18 protein-coding genes are annotated in these 22,160 nt (G+C 60.6%); 16 read left to right on the forward strand and 2 right to left on the reverse strand.

Annotated elements, in window-relative coordinates:
• Positions 1-17 precede the first annotated feature (17 nt).
• Genes nuoN through K1W69_RS05205 form a run of 5 tightly spaced genes read left to right on the forward strand, consistent with a single transcriptional unit; the run spans position 18 to position 4,616 of the window.
• The gene (gene nuoN, locus K1W69_RS05185; protein WP_220227249.1) at positions 18-1,460 is read left to right on the forward strand and encodes an NADH-quinone oxidoreductase subunit NuoN; all 1,443 of its coding nucleotides are present in this window, start codon (positions 18-20) and stop codon (positions 1,458-1,460) included.
• Between the two features lie 5 nt (positions 1,461-1,465).
• Entirely contained in the window at positions 1,466-2,206 is a 741-nt protein-coding gene (locus K1W69_RS05190; RefSeq protein ID WP_220227846.1) for a biotin--[acetyl-CoA-carboxylase] ligase, read from the forward strand.
• Between the two features lie 41 nt (positions 2,207-2,247).
• Complete coding sequence (locus tag K1W69_RS05195) at positions 2,248-3,918, forward strand: ribonuclease J (protein ID WP_220227250.1); 1,671 nt, start codon at positions 2,248-2,250, stop codon at positions 3,916-3,918.
• Between the two features lie 11 nt (positions 3,919-3,929).
• Positions 3,930-4,334 (forward strand): methylmalonyl-CoA epimerase, encoded by a 405-nt coding sequence (mce, locus tag K1W69_RS05200; RefSeq protein WP_220227251.1) that lies wholly within the window; start codon positions 3,930-3,932, stop codon positions 4,332-4,334.
• A gap of 3 nt (positions 4,335-4,337) precedes the next feature.
• Positions 4,338-4,616 carry a DUF1467 family protein gene (locus tag K1W69_RS05205; protein ID WP_220227252.1) on the forward strand — a complete coding sequence of 93 codons (279 nt, stop codon included), beginning with the start codon at positions 4,338-4,340 and terminating at the stop codon, positions 4,614-4,616.
• 11 nt (positions 4,617-4,627) lie between these two features.
• Here the strand turns inward: K1W69_RS05205 and K1W69_RS05210 are convergent, their stop codons facing one another.
• Both K1W69_RS05210 and K1W69_RS05215 read right to left on the reverse strand, forming a co-directional pair.
• Complete coding sequence (locus K1W69_RS05210; RefSeq protein ID WP_220227253.1) at positions 4,628-5,482, reverse strand: MurR/RpiR family transcriptional regulator; 855 nt, start codon at positions 5,480-5,482, stop codon at positions 4,628-4,630.
• Complete coding sequence (locus tag K1W69_RS05215) at positions 5,479-6,912, reverse strand: amidase (protein ID WP_220227254.1); 1,434 nt, start codon at positions 6,910-6,912, stop codon at positions 5,479-5,481. Before K1W69_RS05215 ends, K1W69_RS05210 begins: the two co-directional genes overlap by 4 nt.
• A gap of 141 nt (positions 6,913-7,053) precedes the next feature.
• Here K1W69_RS05215 and K1W69_RS05220 point away from each other — a divergent pair, with 141 nt between their 5' ends.
• The 11 genes from K1W69_RS05220 to dnaE all read left to right on the forward strand — a co-directional run bounded on the left by K1W69_RS05220 (position 7,054) and on the right by dnaE (position 22,101).
• A complete protein-coding gene (locus K1W69_RS05220; protein ID WP_220227255.1) occupies positions 7,054-8,616 on the forward strand; it encodes an ABC transporter substrate-binding protein in 1,563 nt (520 codons plus the stop codon).
• 104 nt (positions 8,617-8,720) lie between these two features.
• Positions 8,721-9,677 (forward strand): ABC transporter permease, encoded by a 957-nt coding sequence (locus K1W69_RS05225; RefSeq protein WP_220227256.1) that lies wholly within the window; start codon positions 8,721-8,723, stop codon positions 9,675-9,677.
• A complete protein-coding gene (locus K1W69_RS05230) occupies positions 9,674-10,534 on the forward strand; it encodes an ABC transporter permease (protein ID WP_220227257.1) in 861 nt (286 codons plus the stop codon). The genes K1W69_RS05225 and K1W69_RS05230 overlap by 4 nt, the downstream gene beginning before the upstream one ends.
• A complete protein-coding gene (locus K1W69_RS05235) occupies positions 10,531-11,517 on the forward strand; it encodes an ABC transporter ATP-binding protein (RefSeq protein WP_220227258.1) in 987 nt (328 codons plus the stop codon). Before K1W69_RS05230 ends, K1W69_RS05235 begins: the two co-directional genes overlap by 4 nt.
• The gene (locus K1W69_RS05240; RefSeq protein ID WP_220227259.1) at positions 11,514-12,266 is read left to right on the forward strand and encodes an ATP-binding cassette domain-containing protein; all 753 of its coding nucleotides are present in this window, start codon (positions 11,514-11,516) and stop codon (positions 12,264-12,266) included. The genes K1W69_RS05235 and K1W69_RS05240 overlap by 4 nt, the downstream gene beginning before the upstream one ends.
• Positions 12,266-13,096 carry a dienelactone hydrolase family protein gene (locus K1W69_RS05245; protein WP_258570902.1) on the forward strand — a complete coding sequence of 277 codons (831 nt, stop codon included), beginning with the start codon at positions 12,266-12,268 and terminating at the stop codon, positions 13,094-13,096. Before K1W69_RS05240 ends, K1W69_RS05245 begins: the two co-directional genes overlap by 1 nt.
• Positions 13,086-14,366, forward strand: coding sequence for an ArgE/DapE family deacylase (locus K1W69_RS05250; protein WP_220227261.1), 1,281 nt, complete (start codon positions 13,086-13,088; stop codon positions 14,364-14,366). Before K1W69_RS05245 ends, K1W69_RS05250 begins: the two co-directional genes overlap by 11 nt.
• Before the next feature lie 517 nt (positions 14,367-14,883).
• Positions 14,884-16,218 (forward strand): proline--tRNA ligase, encoded by a 1,335-nt coding sequence (gene proS / locus K1W69_RS05255; RefSeq protein WP_220227262.1) that lies wholly within the window; start codon positions 14,884-14,886, stop codon positions 16,216-16,218.
• Between the two features lie 30 nt (positions 16,219-16,248).
• The gene (locus K1W69_RS05260) at positions 16,249-17,538 is read left to right on the forward strand and encodes a lipoprotein-releasing ABC transporter permease subunit (RefSeq protein WP_220227847.1); all 1,290 of its coding nucleotides are present in this window, start codon (positions 16,249-16,251) and stop codon (positions 17,536-17,538) included.
• 4 nt (positions 17,539-17,542) lie between these two features.
• Entirely contained in the window at positions 17,543-18,244 is a 702-nt protein-coding gene (locus K1W69_RS05265; protein WP_220227263.1) for an ABC transporter ATP-binding protein, read from the forward strand.
• A gap of 365 nt (positions 18,245-18,609) precedes the next feature.
• Positions 18,610-22,101, forward strand: a complete 3,492-nt coding sequence (dnaE, locus tag K1W69_RS05270) for a DNA polymerase III subunit alpha (RefSeq protein WP_220227264.1) — start codon at positions 18,610-18,612, stop codon at positions 22,099-22,101.
• The last annotated feature ends 59 nt before the right edge of the window (positions 22,102-22,160 follow it).

Here is a 22,160-nt window from a genome sequence, read left to right on the forward strand (position 1 = left end):
CGACCGGGATTGACTCCATGACCGCAGACCTAATCACGGCAAGCCTGGAACTCTCGATACCGGAAATCATTCTGGCCGTGGGCTCGATGGTGCTCCTGATGATCGGCGTCTTCTCCCGTGGCCGGTCCGCGTCGCTGGTAAGCGGACTTGCCGTGGCGTTGCTGATTGTCGCCGGCCTGTGGCTGGTCACGTTGTCCGGCGAAGGCGAGGCGTTTGGCGGCGCCTTCCGTGACGACTCCTTCGCCAAGTTCATGAAGGTGCTGACGCTGATCGGATCGATCAGCGCCCTGGTCATGGCTGTCGGCTCGACCCCGGAAGAACAGATGGACCGGTTCGAGTTTCCGGTTCTGGTTGTGCTCGCGACGCTCGGCATGATGCTGATGATTTCAGCGAACGACCTGATCACGATGTATCTTGGTCTGGAGTTGCAGTCGCTTGCGCTTTACGTGGTTGCGGCGATCAACCGCGACAGCGTGCGTTCGACAGAAGCCGGCCTGAAGTATTTCGTGCTTGGCGCGCTGTCGTCCGGCATGCTGCTCTACGGCGCATCGCTGATATACGGCTTTACCGGGCATTTGGGCTTTCCGGGAATTTCCGAAGCGCTGGCGAGCGGCGACCGGACGCTCGGCATCGTGTTCGGACTGGTGTTTTTGCTCGTGGGCGTCGCTTTCAAGATATCGGCCGTGCCCTTCCACATGTGGACGCCGGACGTTTATGAAGGCGCGCCGACACCGGTCACGGCTTTTTTCGCGGCCGCTCCAAAGGTCGCCGCCATGGCGATGCTTATCCGTATCGTCATCGAAGCTTTTGATCCGATTGTCGCGGATTGGCGCCAGATCATCGTCTTCCTCGCCGTAGCGTCCATGGCGCTGGGGGCCTTCGCGGCCATCGGGCAGCGAAACATCAAGCGACTGATGGCCTATTCCTCGATCAGCCATATGGGATTTGCGCTCGTTGGTCTGTCGGCCGGCTCGATGATCGGCGTGCAGAGCGTGTCGCTTTACATGCTGATCTACATGGTCACCACGCTGGGAACATTCGCCTGTATCCTTGCCATGCGCCGCAAGGAAGAAGGCAATGTGGAGCAGATCGACGATCTGTCGGGCCTCGCCACCACCAATCCGGTCATGGCGACGATGCTGACGATCTTCATGTTCTCGCTTGCCGGAATACCGTTTCTGGCAGGCTTCTTCGCCAAGTATTTCGTGTTCCTGGCGGCGATCGAGGCCGGTCTCTATATTCTCGCTGTCATCGGCGTCCTCACCTCCGTTGTCGGCGCCTATTACTATCTGCGGATCGTCAAGATCATGTGGTTCGACGAGGCGGCTGAAGGCTTCATGCCGATCGGCGGAGAATTGCGGCTGGTGATGATCGTTTCCGGCGTCTTCGTCTTGCTCTACGCCTTTTTCGGCGGGCCGGTCATGCGGGCGGCGGAGATAGCGGCGAAGTCGTTTTTCTGATTGTGATCAAAGCCGAAGACTACCGTCATATCGCGCTGGATGACGTTCAATCGACAAATACGGAATGTCTGGAGAAGGCGCAGGCGGGGGATCCGGGCAACCTGTGGATCACGGCGCGGCGTCAGCTTGGCGGGCGCGGTCGGCGTGGTCGGCCATGGGTGTCCGAAGCAGGCAATCTCTATGCATCGCTGCTGTTGATCGATCCTGCGCCGGTCCATGCGCTTGCTTCACTGCCGCTTGTCGCCGCGCTTGCCGTGCATGGCGCCATCGCGCGCGCGCTGCCTGATCCGGAATCGTCGCTGAAGATCAAATGGCCGAACGATGTGCTGCTGAATGGCGGAAAGATTTCCGGCATCCTGCTCGAATCGGGCATAGTGCCGGATGGGCGGCGCGCCGTGGTTATCGGTTGCGGCGTCAATGTAGCGCATGCGCCGAAGGAGGCTATGTACGCCACGGCGACGCTGCGCGATGCAGGCGCCGCTGTTTCGGCAGAGGAGTTGTTCGCCTATCTCTGTCAATCCATGGCCCGGGAACTGGCGAGATGGGGGGAGGGAGCCAACATGTCGGAAACACGGGAATTGTGGCTGCGTTGGGCCACGGGCGTAGGAAAACAGATCACAGTCAATATGCCGAACGCCTCGATTGAAGGAATATTCAGGGATATCGACGACACAGGTTGTCTGATACTGGAGAAGCCCGACGGCTCCCTGCAGTCGATCGCCGCGGGCGATCTTTTTTTCCTGTAGGGCAAGCGCTATCTCCTGGGTCAAGACACGGCTGGAATACAATGACAGAAAAAGACGAACTAATATTTCTTCCGCTCGGCGGTGTTGGCGAGATCGGCATGAATCTCGCGCTTTACGGCTACGGCAAGCCGGACAAGCGGGAATGGATCATGGTCGATTGCGGCGTCACCTTTCCCGGGCCTGATCTGCCGGGTGTCGACCTTGTTCTGCCCGACATCCGCTTCATCGAGTCGGAAAAGATCAATCTGAAAGCGATCGTGATCACGCATTCGCACGAGGATCACTACGGCGCGATCGCCGATCTCTGGCCGACCCTCAAGGCGCCTGTCTATGTCTCGCCCTTCACCGCAGGCATGCTGGAATCGAAGCGCGCCTACGAGGGCGACGCCGAAGCCGTGCCGGTCAACCTGTTCAAGGCCGGCGACATTTTCGAAATCGGGCCATTCAAGATCGAGGCCATTCCCGTCAACCACTCGATCCCCGAGCCCTTTTCCCTTGCGATCACGACGCCCTTGGGCGTGGTCGTCCATACCGGCGACTGGAAGATCGATCATGCGCCGTCCATGGGGCCGCTCACCGACGAGAAACGTTTTCGCGAAATAGGCGACAATGGAGTTCTCGCGCTGATTTGCGATTCCACCAATGCAATGCGCGACGGCGTATCTCCCTCTGAACAGGAAGTCAGCGACAGTCTGGAAAAGATCATCGAAGCTGCGGAAGGCCGCGTCGCGATCACTACCTTTTCCTCTAATGTCGGGCGTATCCGCTCCGTTGCGAAAGCGGCCGAAGAGGCAGGCCGCAAGGTTTTGCTGCTTGGCAGTTCCATCAAGCGCGTGGTCAATGTCGCCGGCGATCTCGGCTATATGGAAGGCTTTTCCGAATTCATCAGCGAGGACGAGTTCGCCTCGACCCCGCGCGATCGCATAGTGATCATTCTGACCGGCAGCCAGGGCGAATCGCGGGCGGCGCTCGCAAAACTCTCCCGCGACGAGATGCGCAATATTTCCCTGTCGAAGGGAGACACCGTCGTGTTTTCCTCGCGCACGATACCGGGCAACGAAAAGGCGGTCCTCGATATCATGAACGGTCTGATCGACCAGGGCGTTCACATCGTCACTGACAGCGATGCGCTGGTCCACGTCTCCGGACATCCGCGCCGCAATGAACTGCAGCAGATGTATCAATGGGTGCGGCCGGAGTTCCTCATACCCGTCCATGGAGAAGCCGCGCATCTCACCGCCCAGGCAGAGCTCGGCGAACAGTCGGGCCTCAAGGTCGTGCCGCATGTCCGCAACGGCGATGTCGTGCGGCTGGCGCCGGGCGAAGCTCAGGTGATCGACGAAGCGCCGCACGGGCGACTCTTCAAGGATGGCGACCTGATCGGCGATTTCGATGAAATGGCAATCGGCGAGCGGCGCAAGTTGTCGTATGTCGGCCATATCGCCGTCAATGTGCTGGTCGACGCAAAGAATGTGCTGATCGATGATCCGGATGTCGTTTGTCGCGGCGTGCCGGAGATCGATGATACGGGCGCCTATATCGAGGAAACGCTTCGCGACGCGGCGATAGCAGCCGTGGAAAGCATTCCCCGCGTGCGTCGCCGCGATCTCGAACTGGTGCAGGAATCGGTGCGCAGGGCCGTGCGCGCAGCAGCGCGGAACGCCTGGGGCAAGAAGCCGGTCATGACCGTCTTCGTTACGCGAATCCGCTAGGAGGAAAACCTATGATCGGCAGACTGAACCATGTCGCGATAGCTGTCCCTGATCTGGAAGCCGCGGCGAAGACATACCGCGACACGCTGGGCGCTCACGTCTCGCAACCGCAGCCGCTGCCCGACCACGGCGTGACCGTTGTGTTCATAGAATTGCCCAACACGAAAGTGGAGTTGCTGGAGCCTCTGGGCGAGGGGTCTCCGATCGCGAAGTTTCTTGAAAGCAACCCGGCGGGCGGCATGCACCACATCTGCTACGAGGTCGATGACATTATCGCGGCGCGCAACGCGCTCGCCGCGGGCGGCGCCCGGGTGCTGGGCGACGGGGAGCCGAAAACCGGCGCCCACGGAAAGCCCGTGCTCTTCCTGCATCCGAAGGATTTCTGCGGCGCATTGGTTGAACTTGAAGAGGTCTGACCGATGTCGCCTGTCACCGGTATCGCGATCTATGTCGTCATATGGTGGATCACGCTGTTCGCCATCCTGCCGATCGGCGTGAAAACACAGGCCGATGAAGAGGATATAACGCTCGGCACGACCGAAAGCGCGCCTCACCGGCACAGGATGGGTTTCAAGCTGATCCTGACCAGCCTGGTCGCTGCGGCGATCTTCGCGCTCTATTATTTTCTTGTCGTCGTCTTTGAGCTGTCGGTGGATTCCATCCCGAGGATCGTTCCGGATTTCTCTGGTCGCGGTTGACGTCGGGCTGTTCAGTCGCGAAAGGATTCGAAGCGGTCCTGCAGCTCTCGCATGACCCCGATCCGTTCAGCGACATCGTCTCCCAGACGCGCGATCAGATCATCAAGCAGCAGTCCGTTAAGGCTCAGAAACGGTGTTTGCAGATCCCAGAACAGGTGCGAATCCGTGCTCACGCTCAGAACTGCGTCGGTATAGTCGCGCGCCCAGTAGCAGTGATTGTCGCAGATAATGACGACTGACAGCCCCTTTTCACTGGCGATCTGGGCGAGCTGATAGCTGAACCGCGTATAGCGGCGCATTTCGTAAAGAACGAGACAGGTGTTGCTGCAGTCCTCCGCGAGCATCTCGCTGAAGGTGCCGTTGCGGCCGTCCAGATAGCGCACCTCCGGCCGCACATAATCCAGCCGTCCTGCAAAATCCGAAGCAATGCCGGCGATTGTCTGGAAGCCGGTCACGAAAACCCTTGATGACGTGGCGAGAGCCTCGATTGCCTGTTGCCAGGGCGCGGTTTCGCGCATCTCGTAGACCCCGAGGATCGCGGCCATTTCCAGGTCGAAGTTTTCCCACAGGCGGCTGCCTGCCGCAGCGTTCTGTCGGATCCGGTCCACGCGATCGGATATCAGGAGCGGCGTCGCATCGATATCTGTGCGCATCTCTGCTTTTAGATCGCTCAGCCGCTGATATCCGAGCGATCGCAGGAAACGTCCGACCGTCATCTGGCTGACCCCGACCTGCTTGGCGATGGACGCTGCGGTCTCGTATGGCAGGGAGTTCATATTGGCGAGCATGTAGCTCGCGATCGACTTTTCCGATTTTGTCAGCTTGGCGAAATCGACCGTCAGGCGGTCCGCCAGGGGGGTGCTCATGAAACCTCTCCCGGTGTTTTGCCAAACCATGGTTTGGCTTTCTCCAACTGCCCGGCAAGACGCAGGAGCGTCGCCTCGTCGCCGAAGGCCGCAGAAAACATTACGCCGACGGGCAGGCCATCGGATGTCCAGTGCAGCGGCGTCGACATGCTCGGCTGGCCTGTCAGGTTGAAGAGTTGGGTAAACGGCGTAAAGGCCTGCAGGGCTGCCGCATAGGCGGCCTGATCCGGATTGTTCGTGTGCTGCACGCCGAGCGGCGCAGGTGGTTGGGCGAGCGTCGGGCTCATCACGACGTCATGGCGCCTATGGAAGTCAGCCATCCGTCGCCCCTGCATGTGGATGCGCGCCAACGCGTCCGGATAGGCCTCGACCGGAAGCGTGCTCGCAAATTCGACGGCGCTCCAGGTCGCCCGGTCGATGTCGTCGGGTTTGATGTCGCGGCCGAGTTCGGCGGCCCTGTTCTTGACGGCGCGCGAGACATTGGAGGCGACCAGCACCCAGAGCGCGTGTCCGAGTTCTTCCCAGTCTCCCGGCGGCTGTTCGTCAATCACAGTATGGCCAAGCTGTTCGAGCAGGCTTGCGGCGTCCTCTGCGGCCCGGGCGCACTCGGGATCGACAGCTGCTCCCGAAAGCGGCGCGCGCTGAAAGGCTATTCTGAGTCGGCCAGGGTTCGTCTTCACCTCATTGAGGAAACGCCCTCCATAGTAAGGCGCGCAATAGGGGTCGCCAGGCGCCGGGCCGTGCGTGGCGTCGAGCATGGCGGCTGAATCCCTGACCGTGCGCGTAACGACGTGTGACGCGGAAAGGCTTCCCCACCCTTCGCCTGCCAGCGGTCCGTTTGGTGTTCGCGCCCGACTGGGCTTGAGCCCGAAGAGCCCGCAGCACGAGGCGGGAATACGAATGGAACCGCCGCCGTCGCTTGCATGGGCGATCGGTACGATGCCCGCAGCGACGGCGGCGGCCGCGCCACCCGACGAACCGCCTGCGGTTCGGTCGAGGCTCCATGGATTGCGGGTTGTCCCGCAGAAGGTGCTCTCCGTTGATGCGGCGAGCGCCATTTCCGGCGAAGTGGTCTTGCCGAAAATGACCACGCCGGCGTGCTTGTAGCGCTCTACGAGCGTGGTGTCGGCCTTTGCCATGTTGTCCGCGAACAATTTGGAGCCGTGGGTCGTCAGGGTCCCGGACAGCATTGCCGAAACGTCCTTGAGGAGAAACGGCACGCCCGCGAAGGGGGCGTTGGCCGGCAGGTCTTTCAGCATGTTTTCGCCGAACGCGTACAGTTTTTGCGATAGCGCGTTGATGGCCGGATTGACGTCTTCCGCGCGTTCGATAGCTGCTTCCAGGAGTTCGTGCTGGCTGATCTCGCCCTTGCGCACAAGATCCGCAAGACCCAGACCATCATGGTCGCGATAGTCGCTGAAACCGGCCATTCGCCCCTCATTGTATTAATAAGATAACATCTATTGACTTTATGTGATACTTATAACACGATCGTCAACAGTTAGTTATTGCTCCCGAGTAAGAAGAGACGGAGCAGCAGGGTGAACAGCAACAGAAGTGAGATCATAATCATGAAATTTCCACCATCGATCAGCAGGGCGTCCGCAACCGTCGCGCTCGGACTGGGCGTCGCAGCCATGGCTTCGCTGCCGTCTCTGGCGCAGGAAAAGACCATCATCTGGGGCAAGCCGGCCGAAATTACCGGCTTTGACGCCCATGTGGCGGGCACCGTCGCATCCTGGGAAATGTACCAGATGATTTACGAGACACTGCTCGAGGCCGATGAAACACTTTCGCTGAAAGGCGCGCTGGCCGAGAGCTGGGAGCAGACGTCTCCGACAAGCTACACCTTCACGATACGCGATGGCGCGACTTTCTCGAACGGACGTCCGGTGACGGCCGACGATGTCATCGGAAGTCTGGAACGCATCAAGAATCCGGAAACAGCCTCCTACTGGTCGGCGCAACTCGGCGACATCGCAAAGATGGAAGCGGTCGATGACCGCACGGTCACGGTCGAGCTGGCTGAGCCGCATCCCGCCTTTCTGCCGGCGCTCGCCCATATCACGGCGGCGATCCTTCCGATCAAGGAACTCAAGGAGGGCAGTTTCGATCCTACGTCGCAGATGCTTGGCTCCGGCCCGTTCATGGTCGAGGAGCACAAACAGGACGAAGCATGGACGCTCGTGCGTAATCCCCATTACTGGCGCGAGGGGTATCCGCTCGCAGATCGCCTGGAAGTGCCGATCATTCCCGACCAGTCGGCCCGCATTGCCGCGCTTCGCAACGGGCGCGTCGATTTCTCAACGTTCGCCGATCCCGACTCGCCGCAAATGCTCGCCAAGGACGATAATATAAAGTCCAGTGCCCAGCAGACGACCAACTACTATCGCGTGGACGTCAATGCGCTCAGTGAAGACTCCGCGTTTCATGACAGAAAGGTGCGGCAGGCCATGAACCTGGCGCTGGACCGCCAGGCGATCGACGACTTCGTGTTCGCCGGCACGTCCGAGGTCGACTATCCTGTTCCGGGCGCCTTCGGAAAGGACGCCTGTCGTTCGCTTGACGCCTACGCGCTGCCTCGCGAAGAGCGTATTGAAAAGGCGAAAGCGCTGCTCAAGGAAGCCGGCAACGAAAACCCGGAAGTCGGATTGATCGCGGCGTCTTCCAATCCGGTCCTCGGGCGCATTGCGCAGGTCGCGCAGCAGAGCCTGGGAGAGGCGGGCTTCAACGTCACGATCGAATCGATCCCGACGGCGGAATATCTCCAGCGCGTGTTCACGGACGGCGATTTCGACTTCTCGGTCTCTTGGCTCGCAGGCTACACGGATCCGACCATGGTCATCGCCTGGTGGAACCCGGAATTCGCTATCTGGAACCAGGTCTTCCAGGAAAGCGTGCCGGAACTTTCAGCCGCTCTCGACGAAGTCAAGACCATGCAGGACAGCCCCGAGCGGGACGCCAAGCTCGCTGAAATCTGCGGCATGATCGATGAGAGCGCCAACCTGCTGGCGCTGGTTTCCAAGACCGACTATGTCGTCTACCGTGACGACAAGATCGAAGTGAAGGTTCCGGAGAAATCCGGATCGTCCGACACTTTCCAGTACATCGAGGAATTCAAACCCCTCGATTGATCTGGGCGCGTGTGGGGGGCGGGATTATCGCGATCCCGCCTCCTGCAGCCATCGCTTCATTCTTGTTTGAAATCGCCCTGTCCTGAAAACGGAAAGTTTGGTGGATGCGCCTGATCGGCTACCTTTTGCCCCGGATTGCCATAGCGCTCGTAACCACGCTCGGCGTCTCGATCCTCGTGTTTCTGGCTCTGCGCTTCATTCCGGGCGGGTACGCGGATATTCTGCTCGGACCGTTCGTAACGCCTGAAGCCCGCGCCGCGATCGCCCAGCGCTATGGACTTGACCAGCCTGTCGTCTTCCAGTTCGCTCATTGGCTTTTCTCGCTTCTGCAAGGCGATTTTGGCGTGTCGATGGTCACCCAAAAGCCGGTGATCGACGAGTTCCTGAGGCGCGCGCCGGTCACGCTCGAACTTGCGATGATAGCCCTCTTCGTCGCGCTCGCCTTCGGCGTTCCTCTTGGCGTCGCTTCCGGTGTCGCCGGTCGCGCTCGCGGCGGCTTCGGCCGCGTCATCGGCGCGGTTGGCGCCAGCGTGCCGGATGTCGTGCTGGGCAGCGCCCTCATCTTTGTGTTTTCCGTATGGTCGCTCTGGTTCCGGGTCGGCGGCTATGTTCCCTTCAGCGAAGCTCCGGTCGAGAACATGCGGGTTATGCTGCTGCCGGGCCTCACGCTCTCGGTATTTGGCGTCGCCCTTATCCTGCGCACCACGCGCGATGCGGTGATGCAGGTCATGACGGAGGGCCACATCACCACCGCCGTCGCGCGCGGCGAACGCCCGCGCGATATCATCCGGCTGCATGTATTGCGCAACGCGGCTATCCCGGTCGTCACGGTGGTGACGACCTATTTCGGTTTCCTGCTCAGCGGCGCGGTCGTGGTCGAAGTCTTGTTCTCTATCCCCGGCATCGGGCTTTACACATTCAACGGTCTCCTCAACCGGGACTACGCAATCGTACAGGCCGGCGTGCTGATTGCGGCTCTGGTCTTCATTTCCATCAACATGGTGTCCGATATTCTGTATGCGGCGATTGACCCGCGGGTCGGAACGGGGACCAGGCGATGAGCGCGTTGCGATTGACCGGAGCGGCGCTCGGCCGTCTGATGCGTGAAGACAAGCTGTCTTTTCTCGGCCTTGTCATACTCGTGTTGCTGATTCTCGTCGGGCTCCTTGGGCCCTGGCTGCCGTTGGGCGATCCGACAAGGATCGCCGCAGGTCCGCGGCTCGGTCCGCCCTCCTGGGCTTTTCCCTTCGGCACCGACGAACTCGGGCGCTCCTATCTGCCGCGCGTCGTTGAGGGTATTCGCGCCACGTTTTTGCTTTCCATCGTCGCAGTATCGATTACCGCCGTGATCGGCTCTTTCTTCGGGATGCTGGCAGGCTATTTTCGCGGTATGACGGACCATCTCGTCGCCCGCGGCGCCGATATCCTGTTTGCCTTTCCGGCCATCATCGTTGGCCTTCTTGTCGCGGCCCTGATGGGGCCAGGCCAGATTTCCGCGGTCGCTGTCATTTCCATTGCAACGATACCGCTGTTTATCCGCGTTGTGCGCTCGGTGACGCTCAGCGTCGCCGGCCGCGGATTCGTGACCGCGTCCGAGGTTGCGGGCGCAACGCCGTGGCGGGTGATGATCGTGCATATCCTGCCCAACATTATTGGAGCGGTCATCGTCCAGCTCACCTACGCCATGTCGATCGGCATGATCATCGAGAGCACGCTCAGCTATCTCGGCCTCGGCGTTCAGCCGCCGCAGGCGTCGCTCGGATCGCTGCTTCGCGAAGGCAGCGCCTATCTCACGATTGCGCCTTGGCTCGTCCTGTCCGCCGGAATTGTCCTGTCTCTCGCCATCATGTCCGTCAACCTGGTCGGCGATGCGATTCGCGACGCCATCGAGCCGTTGAAGGGCAGGGCGCTGTCATGAGCGCGCTTGTAGAAATCCGCGATCTCGTCATCGCCTATGACGGGGCAGGCGCAATGACCCTTGGTCTCGATAGCGCCGAGCTTACCGTCGCCCGCGGAGAAACGCTGGCGATCGTCGGCGAGAGCGGCTCCGGAAAGACCACGATCGGAATGTCGATCGGGCGTCTGCTTCCTCCGGAAGCGCGGATCGAGAGCGGAACGATCACGGTCGACGGCGTTTCCGTGGTCAACGCCGACGCCGAAGCGTTGCGCCAGCTTCGCCGCGACCACCTCGGTTTTGTTTTCCAGAATCCGATGACGGCGCTCGATCCGACCATGCGCATAGAACGTCAGATGGTCCGGGCGATCGGCGGGAAACCCTCGCGCGACGCCATCGCTGCACTGCTTCGCAGGGCGGAACTCGACGATCCGGACCGGGTGATGCGCTCGTTTCCGCACGAACTCTCCGGAGGCATGGCGCAGCGCGTGATCATCGCCATGGCGATCGCACGGTCTCCAAAACTGATCATCGCGGACGAACCGACCGCTTCGCTGGACGCCTCGATCCGGGAAAAGGTCATGGAAACGCTCGGGCGGCTGCGCGAGGAGAATGGCGCGAGCATGGTGATCCTGTCCCATGACTTGCGGCTCATATCCCGCCATGCAGACCGTGTCGCGGTCATGTATGGCGGTCGCGTCGTCGAGATCGGACAAAGCGCAACCGTGCTGGAGCGGCCGGCCCATCCCTATACGCGCGCGCTCATCGCCGCGGCTGCGGGCAACGAGAAACCCGGCGAGCGCCTGGAGCCCATACTTGGCGCGCCGCCTGTTCTTAGAGGCCCAGGCCTGAAATGCGCCTACGAGCCACGTTGCGGCATTGCGCGACCCGAATGCGCAAACAACCGGCCCGAGGCGCGTCCCGTGGCGGCGCGCACCGTTTGCTGTCACTTTGCGGAGGAGGTGGCTGCAGCAACGAGCGATACGGAGGAGGCGCGAACAGAATGACCGAAACCGTCGTCGATCTGCAGCATATCGTCGTGACCTATCGCGCCGGATTTCTCGGCGGCGAGGCCTTTGACGCTGTTCGCAAGGTGAATCTGTCGATCAGAGCGGGAGAGACGCTCGGGCTCGTCGGAGAGTCCGGTTCGGGCAAGACGACGCTTGGTCGTGTCTGCCTTGGTCTTCTTGCCCCGACGCAAGGCGTCATGAGTTTTGGCGGCGCTCCGTTCGGCACGCTGCGGCAGCGTCGCGGACAGCTTTCCGTCGTCCTGCAACATTCCGAATGGGCGCTCAATCCGCGGCTGCGTTGCGGCGTCTCCGTGGAAGAACCGCTGATCATTCTCGGCGTAACGGCGGAAGAACGCAGGCGGCGCGTGGCGGCCATTTTCGACAGCGTCGGTCTCGGCGACGGGTATGTCGACCGTTTTCCGGGTCAGTTGTCGGGCGGTCAGCGCCAGCGCGTCTCCATCGCCAGAGCCCTGGTGACCGAGCCACGTTTCATCGTGTTCGACGAGGCTGTGAGCGCGCTCGACGTGTCGGTTCAGGCCCAGGTGCTCAATCTCATCATGGACCTTCAGCACAAATACGGTTTCGGCGCGCTCTTCATCTCCCATGATCTGGCTGCGACGCGCTATGTCAGCCATCGCATTGCGGTGATGTACCGGGGGGAGATTGTCGAGGACGCGCCCTCCGAGCGGTTCTACGGAACGCCCGACCATCCCTACAGTCAAATGCTGATGAGTAGCCTGGCGTGATGCGCAGATTCTTCTCCCATTGTCGAATTGCGATGAAGCTGGTTCTCGCCATGCTGGTTTCGGTTTCTTTCGCCCGCGCCGACGAAGCAGAATTGCAGCGCACCTGGGACGCCGCACGGGTCTATTTGCCGGCCGCAACGCCGGCGGGTTTCGTCGAGTCCGGCGTCGGCGATATCGATGCTCGGATTGATCCGGAATCTCCACCCGTCGCAGTGATCGTCTATGCGCATGGCTGCAGCGGTCTGAGCCGGATCACCGATACGACCGGGCGGTTTCTGGCGCAGGCGGGTTACGCGGTTGTTGCTCCTGACAGCTTCGCGCGGATCGACAAGCCGAAAAGCTGCGATCCGGCGACCCATCGCGGCGGATTGCATCGCGCTGTTCTTGGCTGGCGCCAGGACGAGATCCGTCATGCGGTCGAGCAGGCGTCGCTTCTTCAGTCGTTCAATGATCTGCCAGTGGTGATCATGGGGCATTCGCAGGGAGCGATCACCGTCGCCACGATAGTAGATGTCCCGGCGGCTGCCCGCATTGTCGAGGGCTGGACGTGCCATGCAGGCTGGCCGGAATATCACGGTCTCAACAGCGATCCGGACCAGCCGGTTCTGGCGCTGGTCGGCACGCTTGATCCCTGGTTCAAATCGCAGGTTCTCAGTGGCGACTGCGGCGCCTTCATGAGCCAAGACAATGGCTCACGATCGATCGTTTATCAAAAACCGGATTACCTTGCCGACAAGCACTGGCTGTCCGTGGACCGGGCGGTTCAAGCCGAGATACTCGAATTTCTCAACCGTTCGCTGACGATATGGAGGAACGAAAATGCTGGATGACAAGACGGCGAACGCGCTAATGGATGCAGTCGAGGCGGGGTTCGAGGCGCAGATTTCGCAAACTGCGGATCTGGTGCGCTTTCCGTCCACCCGAGGCGCTGAGGCGCCTGCCCAGGACTATATGGCCCGGCAGATGCGCGAACGCGGCCTCGATGTCGACCGGTTCAAGGTCGATATCGATGAGATCAGACACTGGCCCGGTTTCTCACCTGTTCATGTCGATTATGATAACGCCTGGAACGTTGTCGGGTCGCGACGCGTCGAAAATCCGAAAGGCAGGTCGCTTATTCTCAACGGACATGTCGACGTTGTGCCGACGGGACCGCTCGATATGTGGAGCACTCCGCCGTTCGAGCCGCGGATCGAAAACGGCTGGATGTACGGTCGCGGCGCAGGCGATATGAAAGCCGGCCTCATCGCTTGCCTGGCGGCTATGGATGCGGTTGAGCGGGCGGGCTTCGGTTTTACTGCGGATGTGTTTGTCCAGAGCGTCATCGAGGAGGAATGCACCGGCAACGGCGCGCTCGCCTGCCTTGCCCGCGGCTACAAGGCCGATGCGGCGCTCATCCCCGAACCTCAGAACCAGAGCATGATCCGGGCGCAGATCGGGGTCATCTGGTTCCAGGTTAACGTTCGCGGCATACCGGTTCACGTCGCAGACGCGGGAGAGGGCGCCAACGCCATCGAGGCGGCCTACACGGTCATGCAGGCGCTGCATGAACTGGAGCACGACTGGAACAGCCGCAAGGATCATTATCCGCCCTATGAGACGGTGGATCATCCGATCAATCTGAATGTCGGCCGCATCGAAGGCGGCGACTGGGCGTCCAGCGTGCCGGCGTGGTGCACGTTCGATGTCCGTGTGGCGATTTATCCGGGTCAGGATATCGCCGAGGCGAAGCGCGAAATCGAGGAAACGGTCCGGCTCGCTTCGCGCAGGAACGCCTTCCTGCAGAACAATCCGCCGCAAATCACCTACAATGGCTTCGAAGCAGAGGGCTATATCCTCAAGGACGCCGAAGAGCCGGTCGGACTGCTCGCAAGGTCCCACAGAAAAGTGTTTGGTGAGACGCTCATGGAAACGGCGTGCACGGCGACAACCGACGCCCGTTTCTTCGGGCTGTACGCGGATACGCCGGCGCTCGTCTATGGGCCGATCTCCGAAATGATCCACGGTTTCGATGAGCGTGTCAGCCTCGATTCGCTGCTTGGCGTCACGAAGGCCATGACCCTGTTCCTGGCCGACTGGTGCGGCGTGGAACAAGCGTGAACGGCAAAAAGGCCTGCCGGGCAGGCCTTTTTGCATCAATGTATATCTTGGTCTGAATGCGAGCTTGAAGCTCATCTGAAAATCAAAAAAAAACAAGGCGTTGAGCCTTGTAAATTTGTCGCGTGATCTAGAAACCGGACTGCTCCGGTGGCTGCGAGTCAATTCGCGCCTTAGATCCATCCTCCCAAGACTTTGACCGCGAAACGTGCGGGGATCTTTTCTCCCTGCCTCATTGGATCGGCAACCTAACGGATTGCGAAGCTGATGTCACCCGAAAAGTGACAATAATGTCGCTGTCCAGAATTTTTTTGGGCAAATTCCGAATCATCAGGGAAATATTCCCGTTTTTTGTTTGTCGCCGCTGGTCGGGCTGGACTGGCAGTGTCGAAACACCGGACCTCATGCTCGTTTTGCGCGTCTTTTCATCCGCATTGGAAGTGTTTATGAAAGCGGCTGATTTTCACAGAGACGGCGCGCCTGATTCCAATGCGGCGCTCCGTCGGCAACGGACCAGGCCATGCGTTTATCCCGTTATTTTCTCCCCATACTGAAGGAAAACCCCAAGGAAGCGGAAATCGTTTCGCACCGGCTGATGCTGCGCGCAGGCATGATCCGCCAGCAGTCGGCCGGCATTTATTCCTGGTTGCCGCTTGGAAAGCGCGTTCTGGAAAAGGTCAACACGATTATCCGGGAAGAACAGAACCGGACCGGCGCGATGGAAGTCATGATGCCGACCATCCAGTCCGCGGAACTGTGGCAGGAGAGCGGTCGCTACGACGACTACGGCAAGGAGATGCTGCGGATCGAGGACCGCCAGAAGCGCCCCATGCTCTACGGTCCCACCAATGAGGAGATGATCACCGACATCTTTCGCGGCTATGTGCGATCCTACAAGGATCTTCCGATCAATCTGTATCATATCCAGTGGAAGTTCAGGGACGAGATCCGTCCGCGCTTCGGCACGATGCGCTCGCGCGAGTTTCTCATGAAAGACGCGTATTCCTTCGATATCGACCGTGAGGCTGCCCGGCACTCCTACAACAAGATGTTCGTTGCCTATCTGCGCACTTTCGCGCGGCTTGGATTGAAGGCGATCCCCATGCGGGCGGAGACCGGCCCGATCGGCGGCGATCTCAGCCACGAATTCATTATCCTGGCGAAGACGGGCGAGTCCGAAGTCTTCTGCCACAAGGATTTCCTGGATTTTGATATTCCCGACGAAAGCGTCGATTTCGACGATGTGTCCGGCCTGGAAGCCATCGTCGACAAATGGACGTCTCTCTACGCCGCAACGTCGGACATGCATGAGGCTTCCGTGTTCGAGAGCATCCCTGAAAGCCAGCAGGTCTCGGCGCGCGGCATCGAGGTCGGGCACATCTTCTACTTCGGCACGAAATACTCCGAACCAATGGGCGCGACCGTAACCGGACCCGACGGCAAGGAACATGCTATCCACGGCGGATCCTACGGCATCGGTCCGTCGCGTCTTGTTCCCGCCATCATTGAGGCATTCCATGACGATAATGGAATCATTTGGCCGGAAAGCGTGTCCCCCTTCGACCTCTGCATCATCAACATGAAGGCCGGCGACGGGATATGCGACGACTATTGCCAGAAGCTCTACGACGCGACACAGATGGCGGGCCTGGATCCGCTGTATGATGACCGTGACGAAAGGGCAGGGGTCAAGTTCGCGACCGCCGACCTCGTCGGCGTGCCGACCCAGGTGATCGTCGGTCCGCGCTCCGCCGCTAATGGCGAAGTCGAAATCAAGGATCGAAAGACCGGCGAGCGTGTGACCGTCACGGTCGAGGAAGCCGTCAACCGGCTGACCTCCGGCAGACAGGAATAATCGATGACTGGAGAGGTTGCGGACAACACAATGGCGGCGGGCGATGCGCCGAAGCCCGCGCGTCCGATCCGTCCTTTCTCGACCTTCGAGCGAATGATCGCCTGGCGCTATCTGCGTTCGCGTCGACGCGAGGCGTTTATCTCGGTCATCGCCGGGTTTTCATTCGCCGGAATTATGCTTGGCGTCGCCACGCTGATTGTGGTCATGGCCGTGATGAACGGCTTCCGCGCCCAGTTGATCGACCGCATTCTCGGCGTCAATGGTCACATGATCATCCAGCCGATGGATCAGCCTCTGACAGACTATACGGGCATTGCAGCCAGGCTCGACGCGCTCGACGGGGTGAAATCCGCGATTCCCCTGGTCGATGGCCAGGTTCTGGCAACCGGTTTCCAGGGCGCGGGCACAGGCGCCCTCGTTCGGGGCATCGGAGCCGATGATCTCGCCGATTTGGAAGGCGTCGCAGACCACATCCAGACCGGAGATCTCGTTGGCTTCGCATCGGGAGAAGCGATCGCCATCGGCGCCCGCATGGCGTCCAGTCTCGGCGTTCTTGTCGGGGATACGGTGACGCTGACCACGCCGGAAGGCGATATCACGCCGCTCGGCGTGATGCCGCGCACCAAGGCCTATCCGGTTTCAGCCATTTTCGAAGTCGGCATGTCTGAAATCGATTCCTCGATCATCTTCATGCCGCTCGCCGAATCCCAGCTCTATTTCAACACCGACGGTCTCGTACAGTCGATCGAAGTGGTGCTCGACAATCCCGATGATATCGACGTCATGCGTCCGATTGTCGAGGAGGCGATGGAGCAGCAGGTGTTCATCACCGACTGGCGTCAGCAAAACAGGACGTTTTTCTCCGCACTGCAGGTCGAGCGCAACGTCATGTTCATGATCCTGACGCTAATCGTTCTCGTCGCCGCGCTCAACATCATTTCCGGCCTCATCATGCTGGTCAAGGACAAGGGCCACGACATCGCGATCCTACGCACGATGGGCGCGTCATCCGGCTCGATCATGCGCATCTTCTTCATGACAGGCGCGGCGATCGGCATGGTGGGCACTTTGGCCGGCGTGCTTCTGGGCGTCTTCATCTGCCTGAACATCGAGTCGTTCCGGCAGTTCTTTTCCTGGATTTCCGGAACCACGATCTTCGACCCGGAACTCTACTATCTCAGCCAGTTGCCAGCGGATATGGATCCGGGCGAAACGATCGCCGTCGTCGCGATGGCGCTCGGCCTTTCCTTCCTTGCAACCCTGTTCCCGGCATGGCGCGCATCGCGCCTCGATCCAGTGGACGCCCTTCGTTACGAGTGATTTCATGAACAGCGCCGCCTACGTATTGCAACTCGACAATGTCGAGCGCCACTACCAGCAGGGAGAAAACATTCTCTCGGTTCTCGGCGGCGCGAACCTGGCTTTGCGGCCGGGCGAGACCGTTGCGCTCGTCGCGCCTTCCGGCGCCGGAAAGTCGACGCTGCTGCATATCGCCGGGCTGCTTGAAAGGCCGGATGGCGGCGAGGTCTATGTCAACGGCCGCGCGAGCGGGTCCCTGTCGGACGAGCAGCGCACGGCCATGCGACGTTCGGATATCGGGTTTGTCTACCAGTTCCATCATCTGCTGCCGGAGTTCACGGCGCTCGAAAACATCATGATGCCGCAGATGATCGCCGGTCTATCCCACGAGGAGGCGGCTGTGCGTGCGCGGCAGTTGCTCGACTACATGCGCATCGGCGCGCGGGCGGACCATCGCCCGTCGGAACTCTCCGGAGGCGAACAGCAGCGCGTCGCGATCGCCCGGTCGGTCGCCAATGCGCCGCTTGTTCTGATGGCCGACGAGCCGACCGGCAATCTTGATCCCGCGACCGCCGGCTACGTCTTCGAAGCGCTTGAGGCGCTTGTGCGCCAATCGGGCCTGGCGGCGCTGATCGCCACGCACAATCACGAGATCGCCTCGCTCATGGATCGTCGAATCACCCTGCAGGACGGGCAGGTCGTGGAGATGGTCGCAGAGCAGGCCTGATCCCGGAAGTCGGGCCTTCCCCACAATTTTATCCCGAATGTAAACCGGATATTAACCACGGTACGGTAATCGCTTGACTGTCGAACATAAAAAGAACAAACTGGAAACATATCCAGTATAAGGAGGAACATATGTTCGATCTTGCTAAAGACTGCGCCGCCTTCGCCTCGATGGTCCTCTTCGTTTCCAGCATCACCATCGTCATGATGGCGCTCTGATTGTCCCTTTCCTGACCGGGTATTTGCTGCGCGGTCAGGCGCTTCCAGAAAACTGAAGACAACGCATGCGACTTGTCGCCAGCCCATGGACATGGAAGCTCCGCCGGGTGAAAATCGACCCGATTCCAAAAGAGACGGCGGAGTTCCATGACCGACAGCGAGTCTGCACAAACAGCGCATTCAAACGGACCGGGCTTCGTGCATTTGCGCGTACATTCGGCCTATTCGCTGCTCGAAGGCGCGCTGCCTCTCAAGAAAATCGTTGCGGCGGCGGTCGCCGACCTCCAGCCAGCGATCGGCATCGCCGACACCAACAATCTGTTTGGCGCGCTTGAGTTCGCCGCAAGCGCCGGCGACGCGGGCGTGCAGCCGATCATCGGCTGCCAACTCGACATCGAGATGGGCGACGGCGATCCGTCCGCGTCCGGTGGTTCCCGCAACCGCATCGCCCGGCGGCCGTCGCTTGTCCTGATCGCGGCGACGGCTGCGGGATACAGCCGGCTTGTCGATCTGGTGAGCCGCGCCTATCTCGACGGCGAAAGCAACGACACGGCGCATATCATGCTCGAGTGGTTGCAGGAGGGCGTCGAGGGGCTGATCTGCCTCACCGGCGCGTCCGGAGGGCCGATCGACGCTGCGCTGACCGCCGGCGACGCGTCGCTGGCCCAATCCCGGCTTGAAACGCTGGCGGCGCTTTTTGGCGATCGCCTCTATGTCGAAATCCAGCGCCCCACCGATTACAGCCGGCAGCATGAAAACGCCATGCTCGACATGGCCTATCGCAACAGGCTGCCGATCGTCGCCACCAACGAGGCGTTCTTTCCCGGTCCGGACGAGTTTGACGCGCATGACGCGCTTATGGCGGTGGCGCACAACGCCGTTGTTTCGGACGACAATCGCGTCCGCGTCACGCCCGACAATTTCCTGAAGACCCGCGAGGCGATGCTCTCGCTTTTCAAGGACCTGCCCGAAGCCACTGAAAACACAGTAGAGATAGCCCGGCGCTGCTCCTACATCCTGGAAACTCGCGATCCGATCCTGCCGCGCTTCACCGGTGGCTCGACGGACGATCCGGAAGCAGCGGAACGGGCCGAGGCCCAGGAACTGCGCCGACAGGCGGAGGAGGGGCTCACGGCCCGTATCGACGCGCTCGGCTGCGCGCCCGGATTTACCGTGGACGATTACCGCGAGCGCCTGGAGACGGAACTCGGCATCATCGAGCGCATGCGGTTCCCCGGCTACTTTCTCATCGTCGCCGACTTCATCAAATGGGCCAAGGCGCATGACATCCCCGTCGGGCCCGGCCGCGGTTCCGGCGCCGGTTCGCTTGTCGCCTATGCGCTCACCGTCACCGACATAGACCCGCTGCGCTTCTCGCTTCTGTTCGAACGCTTCCTCAATCCCGAACGCGTCTCGATGCCGGACTTCGATATCGACTTCTGTCAGGATCGGCGAGACGAGGTCATCCGCTACGTTCAGAAGAAATACGGGCGCGACCAGGTCGCCCAGATCATCACCTTCGGATCGCTGCAGGCGCGCGCGGCGTTGCGCGACGTCGGCCGCGTCCTGGAAATGCCTTATGGGCAGGTGGACCGGATCTGCAAGCTGGTGCCCAACAATCCGGCCAATCCGACGCCGCTGCACAAGGCGATCGAGGAAGAGCCGAAGCTGCGGGAAGAAGCGGCGGCCGAGCCGGTTGTCGGCCAGTTGCTCGACATCGCCCAGAAACTCGAAGGCCTTTACCGGCACGCCTCGACCCACGCCGCCGGCATCGTGATTGGCGACCGCCCCCTGTCACAGCTTGTTCCGATGTATCGCGATCCGCGTTCGGACATGCCAGTCACCCAGTTCAACATGAAATGGGTGGAGAAGGCGGGTCTCGTCAAATTCGACTTTCTTGGCCTTAAAACGCTGACCGTGCTGCAGACGGCGGTGAGCTTTCTGAAGGAACGCGGTGTCGACATTCTTCTCGAAGCCCTCCCGCTCGACGACGAAGAGACCTACAAGATGCTGTCGCGCGGCGAGACTGTGGGCGTATTCCAGGTTGAAAGCGCGGGTATGCGCAAGGCGCTGATCGGCATGCAGCCGGACCGTATCGAGGACATCATCGCGCTCGTCGCGCTCTATCGACCGGGGCCGATGGAAAACATCCCGGTCTACAATGCGCGCAAGCACGGGGAGGAGGAGCTCTCCTCGGTTCATCCGAAGATCGACTATCTGCTTGAAGAAACCCAGGGTGTCATCGTCTACCAGGAACAGGTGATGCAGATTGCGCAGGTGCTTTCCGGCTACTCGCTCGGCGAGGCCGACCTTCTGCGCCGCGCCATGGGCAAGAAGATCCAGGCGGAGATGGACAAGCAGCGGGACCGCTTCGTCAGCGGCGCCGTGGAAAACGGCGTGTCGAAGCAGCAGGCCGACTTCATTTTCGATCTACTGGCCAAATTCGCCAATTACGGCTTCAACAAGTCGCACGCCGCAGCCTATGGTCTCGTGTCCTATCAGACTGCCTATCTGAAGGCGCACTACCCGGTCGAATTCCTCGCCGCCTCCATGACGCTCGACATGTCGAACACCGACAAGCTGTCGGATTTCCGGCAGGACGCCAAGCGTCTGGGCATTGATGTAATCCCGCCGTCGGTTCAAACCTCGTTCCGGATTTTCAAGACGGGAGAAAACCGGATTTATTATTCGCTCGCGGCCATCAAGGGTGTCGGCGAGGCGGCCGTGGACCACATTGCCGAGGTTCGCGGCGAGAAACAGTTTGCGAGCATCGAGGATTTCTGCCTGCGCATAGACCCGAAAGTCATCAATCGCAGGGTTCTGGAGAGCCTCGTTTGCGCCGGCGCCTTCGACTGTTTCGGTCGCGACCGGGCGGAGCTTGTCGCCGGTATGGATCGATTGCTCGGTTTTTCGCAGAAGGCGTTCGAGGATCGGGTCAGCGGGCAAAGCGACATGTTTGGCGCGGGCGCTGCTACTGGTCCGGAAGTGATTCAATTTCCCGCCGTAACGCCATGGGTTGCTTCGGAAAAACTGCATCGGGAGTTTCAGGCGCTGGGCTTTTATCTCTCCGCGCATCCGCTGGATTCCTATGCCGAACTGCTTGACCGGATGCGGGTGCAGACCTTCGCCGAATTCTCGCTGGCCGTAAAAAAAGGCGCTGCGGCCGGGCGGCTCGCCGGAACCGTCACGTCGAAGCAGGAGCGAAAGACACGCACCGGCAACAAGATGGGCATTGTCGAGTTCTCGGACTCGTCCGGTCAGTATGAAGCCGTGCTGTTTTCCGAAGCGCTGGCGCTCTATCGCGCCCAACTCGAACCCGGAAGCTCGCTGGTCATCACCGTCGACGCCGAAGAGCGGCCGGAAGGCATCAGCCTGCGGATACAGACCGTGCAGTCGCTCGAGGAAAGGGCGGTGCAGGAACAGAAGGCTCTGCGCATCTTTGTTCGCGACAGCGGCCCCTTGCGGCAGATCGCCGGCCATCTCAACACGAAAGGCGACGGTCAGGTGTCCTTTGTCGTCATCAAGGATGACGGCAAGCGCGAGATCGAGGTCGAACTACCTGAACGATACAGGATATCCCCACAAGTCGCCGCCGCACTCAAATCCGCGAACGGCGTCGTCGACGTCGAACTCGTCTGATCGAAGCTTCAATCCTTCGACGACTTGGATTACCTTTCTAGGCAGAACCGGAATATGTC

It is taken from the genome of Flavimaribacter sediminis, from assembly GCF_019492055.1.
GTDB classification, from domain to species: domain Bacteria; phylum Pseudomonadota; class Alphaproteobacteria; order Rhizobiales; family Rhizobiaceae; genus Flavimaribacter; species Flavimaribacter sediminis.

Excerpts from the sequence above, each read along its gene's own strand:
- nuoN (WP_220227249.1), top strand. The coding sequence starts at position 18 with ATGACCGCAGACCTAATCACGGCAAGCCTGGAACTCTCGATACCGGAA.
- K1W69_RS05195 (WP_220227250.1), top strand. The coding sequence starts at position 2,248 with ATGACAGAAAAAGACGAACTAATATTTCTTCCGCTCGGCGGTGTTGGC.
- mce (WP_220227251.1), top strand. The coding sequence starts at position 3,930 with ATGATCGGCAGACTGAACCATGTCGCGATAGCTGTCCCTGATCTGGAA.
- K1W69_RS05205 (WP_220227252.1), top strand. The coding sequence starts at position 4,338 with ATGTCGCCTGTCACCGGTATCGCGATCTATGTCGTCATATGGTGGATC.
- K1W69_RS05210 (WP_220227253.1), bottom strand. The coding sequence starts at position 5,482 with ATGAGCACCCCCCTGGCGGACCGCCTGACGGTCGATTTCGCCAAGCTG.
- K1W69_RS05215 (WP_220227254.1), bottom strand. The coding sequence starts at position 6,912 with ATGGCCGGTTTCAGCGACTATCGCGACCATGATGGTCTGGGTCTTGCG.
- K1W69_RS05220 (WP_220227255.1), top strand. The coding sequence starts at position 7,054 with ATGAAATTTCCACCATCGATCAGCAGGGCGTCCGCAACCGTCGCGCTC.
- K1W69_RS05225 (WP_220227256.1), top strand. The coding sequence starts at position 8,721 with ATGCGCCTGATCGGCTACCTTTTGCCCCGGATTGCCATAGCGCTCGTA.
- K1W69_RS05230 (WP_220227257.1), top strand. The coding sequence starts at position 9,674 with ATGAGCGCGTTGCGATTGACCGGAGCGGCGCTCGGCCGTCTGATGCGT.
- K1W69_RS05235 (WP_220227258.1), top strand. The coding sequence starts at position 10,531 with ATGAGCGCGCTTGTAGAAATCCGCGATCTCGTCATCGCCTATGACGGG.
- K1W69_RS05240 (WP_220227259.1), top strand. The coding sequence starts at position 11,514 with ATGACCGAAACCGTCGTCGATCTGCAGCATATCGTCGTGACCTATCGC.
- K1W69_RS05245 (WP_258570902.1), top strand. The coding sequence starts at position 12,266 with ATGCGCAGATTCTTCTCCCATTGTCGAATTGCGATGAAGCTGGTTCTC.
- K1W69_RS05250 (WP_220227261.1), top strand. The coding sequence starts at position 13,086 with ATGCTGGATGACAAGACGGCGAACGCGCTAATGGATGCAGTCGAGGCG.
- proS (WP_220227262.1), top strand. The coding sequence starts at position 14,884 with ATGCGTTTATCCCGTTATTTTCTCCCCATACTGAAGGAAAACCCCAAG.
- K1W69_RS05260 (WP_220227847.1), top strand. The coding sequence starts at position 16,249 with ATGGCGGCGGGCGATGCGCCGAAGCCCGCGCGTCCGATCCGTCCTTTC.
- K1W69_RS05265 (WP_220227263.1), top strand. The coding sequence starts at position 17,543 with ATGAACAGCGCCGCCTACGTATTGCAACTCGACAATGTCGAGCGCCAC.
- dnaE (WP_220227264.1), top strand. The coding sequence starts at position 18,610 with ATGACCGACAGCGAGTCTGCACAAACAGCGCATTCAAACGGACCGGGC.